Annotated in this window: 4 protein-coding genes and 3 tRNA genes; all 7 read left to right on the top strand. The window is 54.0% G+C overall.

All coding sequences use genetic code 11. The features are described from left to right. Positions 1-134: 134 nt before the first annotated feature. Positions 135-1,088 (top strand): bifunctional biotin--[acetyl-CoA-carboxylase] ligase/biotin operon repressor BirA, encoded by a 954-nt coding sequence (gene birA / locus ACTJK9_RS29510; RefSeq protein WP_085613342.1) that lies wholly within the window; start codon positions 135-137, stop codon positions 1,086-1,088. Next, entirely contained in the window at positions 1,078-1,827 is a 750-nt protein-coding gene (locus ACTJK9_RS29505) for a pantothenate kinase (RefSeq protein WP_085613343.1), read from the top strand. The genes birA and ACTJK9_RS29505 overlap by 11 nt, the downstream gene beginning before the upstream one ends. A gap of 7 nt (positions 1,828-1,834) precedes the next feature. Continuing rightward, complete coding sequence (locus ACTJK9_RS29500; protein WP_085613344.1) at positions 1,835-2,275, top strand: hypothetical protein; 441 nt, start codon at positions 1,835-1,837, stop codon at positions 2,273-2,275. A gap of 143 nt (positions 2,276-2,418) precedes the next feature. Further along, a tRNA-Tyr gene (locus ACTJK9_RS29495) sits at positions 2,419-2,503 on the top strand. A 25-nt stretch (positions 2,504-2,528) separates the two neighbouring features. Next, positions 2,529-2,602, top strand: a tRNA-Gly gene (locus tag ACTJK9_RS29490). A 26-nt stretch (positions 2,603-2,628) separates the two neighbouring features. Next, a tRNA-Thr gene (locus tag ACTJK9_RS29485) sits at positions 2,629-2,704 on the top strand. Positions 2,705-2,789: 85 nt separating this feature from the next. Beyond that, positions 2,790-3,940: elongation factor Tu (gene tuf, locus ACTJK9_RS29480; protein ID WP_440817823.1), on the top strand; the 1,151-nt coding region annotated here is incomplete at its 3' end.

Genomic DNA, 3,940 nt, shown 5'->3' with positions numbered 1-3,940 from the left:
GATTAAATTCCGAAACCCCAATTGCGAAAGCAGTTGGGGTTTTGTTTTGCCCGCAGGAAAATGGGTTGTTTGAATTCTATGCAGCGGCCCGGTGCATGGCTATTATTCGGGCCTCATTCTGAGGCGAGACCTGCATGCTGACGTTGTTGAACCTTCTGAAGGATGGTCGATTCCATTCCGGTCAGGCCCTGGGCGTTGCTCTGGGAATTAGTCGAAGTGCGGTGTGGAAGCAGCTTCAGCATCTGGAGACGGAGCTTGGGTTATCCATACATAAAGTTCGAGGGCGGGGCTATCAATTGGCTTCGCCGCTGGCGTTGCTTGACTCGCTCGCAATAGAGGAAGGTCTTGCCGGCTGGTCTGTCAGTGTCTTCGATTCCATCGACTCAACTAATGCTGAATCGTTGCGAGCGGTAGATCGAGGGCGGGTTGCGCCTTTTCTAATACTGGCTGAGCGTCAGAGTTCCGGGCGCGGGCGCAGGGGGCGTAAATGGGTAAGCCCGTTTGCTGAAAACCTTTATTACAGCCTCGTGTTGCGTATCGATGGAGGGATGCGTCAGCTCGAGGGGTTAAGTCTCGTTGTCGGTCTCGCGGTCATGCAGACCCTGCGCGCGTTTGGGGTGCCAGGTGCGGGACTGAAATGGCCCAATGATGTTTTGGTCGGGCGAAAAAAAATTGCAGGCATCCTGCTGGAGCTCGTCGGAGATCCAGCGGACGTTTGTCATGTAGTGTTGGGCGTGGGCATTAATGTGAACATGCAGGCTACAGACGAAGTCGATCAGCAATGGACTTCACTGCGTCTAGAGTCGGGTAAATCTTGTGATCGCAATATTCTGGCGGTTGAGCTGAGTAAGCAGCTGCAACTCTATCTGCGACGTCACCAGTCAGGCGGCTTCTCTGCGCTTCAGGCGGAGTGGGAGGCGAGCCATTTGTGGCAGGGGCAGCCGGTTTCTCTCACTGCCGGTGTCAATCAGGTAGAGGGTGTCGTGCTGGGAATCGATAATCAAGGCGCGCTGCGGCTAAAGGTAGATGGTGTGGAAAAGGTCTTTAGTGGTGGTGAGCTCAGCTTGAGGTTGCGTCATGATTCTTGAGCTCGATTGTGGAAACAGTTTTATCAAATGGCGGGTGCTGAGTGCAGAGTTGGGCGCCTTGGTCGCAGAAGGTGTGGTCGACTCTGATGGCGCCTTGGTCGACAGTCTTCGGTCGCTTGAGAAGATATCTCTCGGTAAATGTCGCCTTGTCAGCGTAAGAACTGAAGATGAGACCAATTTGCTTATTGGCTTGCTCAGGCGCGAGTTCGGCATTTCCGTTGTCTGTGCGTCGCCCGCTCGCGAGATGTCTGGCGTAACGAACGGTTACGACGACTATGAGCGCCTCGGTCTCGATCGCTGGCTGGCGATGCTTGGTGGTTTTCACCTGGCTAAAGGTGCTTGTCTGGTTCTTGATTTCGGGACGGCGGTGACCGCGGACTTTGTCTCCGCGGACGGTGAACATCTGGGAGGCTTCATTTGTCCTGGCATGCCGCTGATGCGTAATCAGTTGCGTACGCATACTCGGAAAATTCGCTATGGGGATCTGGCGGCGGAGCGGGCATTGGCGAGTCAGGCTCCTGGGCGCAACACGGCCGAGGCTGTCGAGCGTGGCTGTTTGTTGATGCTAAGAGGATTCGTATTGACGCAGCTGGAGGTGGCGCGTTCCTACTGGGGTGACGACTACAGGGTCTTCATTACGGGTGGTGATGCCGAGTTGGTTTCGGATGTTGCGCCTGAGGCTCGGATTGTTTCCGATCTGGTGTTCGTGGGTTTGGCTATGGCGTGTCCTTTGTCCTGAGGTTTGTATGCGTTGGTTGTTCCTTCTGCTTCTGGTACTCAATGTGTTTTATTACGTCTGGCATCAGCAGGAGGCCCCGCTACGCGCAAAGGATGTCACGCCTCTCAGTCTTTATCGTGGGTCGCAACAGGATATTCGCTTGCTGAGTGAGGCTGGTGGTGATGCTTCCCGTGAAAAAAGGACTGGAGGAAAGCCTGATGGGCAGTGCCTTTATGTGGGTGGTTTGGCGCGCCCCGAGTCCGCTCAGGCGTTGGAGCAGCGTTTGACGGAGCTTGGTGCAAAAGTTCTTCCTTCGTCAAAAGAGTCTTCCGGCGGCTCATATTGGTTCAAGGTTACGCCCGAAACCCAGCGTTTGTTGGGTGATGCTCAGCTGCAAAACCTTTCCAAGGAATTCAATGAGTTAAAACATAAAATAATGCTGTGCGAGGGGGTTGCACCTACTGAATAGTTTGCATAGAATGGCGCCCGCTCCACAGCGAAGACCTGAAAAGGTTGGTATGATGGAGTGATGTCAACGCAGCTAACCTCAGGTTTTTAAATGAGAAAATGCTTGACAGGGGGTTGGCATAGTATAGAATGCCGGCCTGATTAGGAGGGGTTCCCGAGCGGCCAAAGGGATCAGACTGTAAATCTGACGTCTACGACTTCGAAGGTTCGAATCCTTCTCCCTCCACCAGATTTTAGCGTGAGCTGCAGGCTCCGCGGGTATAGTTTAGTGGTAGAACCTCAGCCTTCCAAGCTGATGATGCGGGTTCGATTCCCGCTACCCGCTCCAAGTTTGCAGGTTGTGCAAAGTGTTACGCTCTTGTAGCTCAGTTGGTAGAGCACACCCTTGGTAAGGGTGAGGTCAGCGGTTCAAATCCGCTCAAGAGCTCCATATAACAAGGCAGATATGAAAATATCTGCCTTTGTTTTAATGGCTTGTGTTGTTTGCTCAATTTCTTCTGTTAGGGGTGATATCGATGGCTAAGGAAAAATTTGATCGTTCCCTGCCGCACGTCAACGTTGGCACCATCGGTCACGTAGACCACGGTAAAACCACGTTGACCGCTGCTCTGACTCGCGTCTGCTCCGAAGTTTTCGGTTCGGCCGTAGTTGAATTCGACAAGATCGACAGCGCACCAGAAGAAAAAGCTCGCGGTATCACCATCAACACCGCGCACGTTGAGTACAACTCGAACATTCGTCACTACGCTCACGTTGACTGCCCAGGTCACGCTGACTACGTGAAGAACATGATCACTGGTGCTGCGCAGATGGACGGCGCGATCCTGGTTTGCTCGGCCGCTGATGGTCCGATGCCGCAAACCCGTGAGCACATCCTGCTGTCCCGTCAGGTAGGTGTTCCGTACATCGTGGTTTTCCTGAACAAGGCTGACCTGGTAGACGACGCTGAGCTGCTGGAACTGGTTGAGATGGAAGTTCGCGACCTGCTGTCCACCTATGACTTCCCAGGCGACGACACTCCGATCATCATCGGTTCTGCTCGTATGGCGCTGGAAGGCAAAGACGACAACGAAATGGGCACCACCGCTGTTAAGAAGCTGGTGGAAACTCTGGACAGCTACATCCCAGAGCCAGAGCGTGCTATCGACAAGCCGTTCCTGATGCCAATCGAAGACGTGTTCTCGATCTCGGGTCGCGGTACTGTTGTGACCGGTCGTATCGAGCGCGGTATCGTTCGCGTTCAAGATGCTCTGGAAATCGTTGGTCTGCGTGATACCACCACCACCACCTGCACCGGTGTTGAGATGTTCCGCAAGCTGCTGGACGAAGGTCGTGCTGGCGAGAACTGCGGCGTTCTGCTGCGTGGCACCAAGCGTGACGACGTTGAGCGTGGTCAGGTTCTGGTTAAGCCGGGTTCGGTTAAGCCGCACACCAAGTTCACCGCAGAAGTTTACGTTCTGAGCAAGGAAGAAGGCGGTCGTCACACTCCGTTCTTCAAAGGCTACCGTCCGCAGTTCTACTTCCGTACTACTGACGTGACTGGTAACTGCGAGCTGCCAGAAGGCGTTGAAATGGTAATGCCAGGTGACAACATTCAGATGACTGTTACCCTGATCAAAACCATCGCGATGGAAGACGGTCTGCGTTTCGCAATCCGTGAAGGCGG

Origin of the sequence: Pseudomonas sp. 22082 (assembly GCF_052046055.1) — a bacterium.
Taxonomy (GTDB): domain Bacteria; phylum Pseudomonadota; class Gammaproteobacteria; order Pseudomonadales; family Pseudomonadaceae; genus Aquipseudomonas; species Aquipseudomonas pharyngis.
This window is presented reverse-complemented; position numbering and strand designations above follow the sequence as displayed.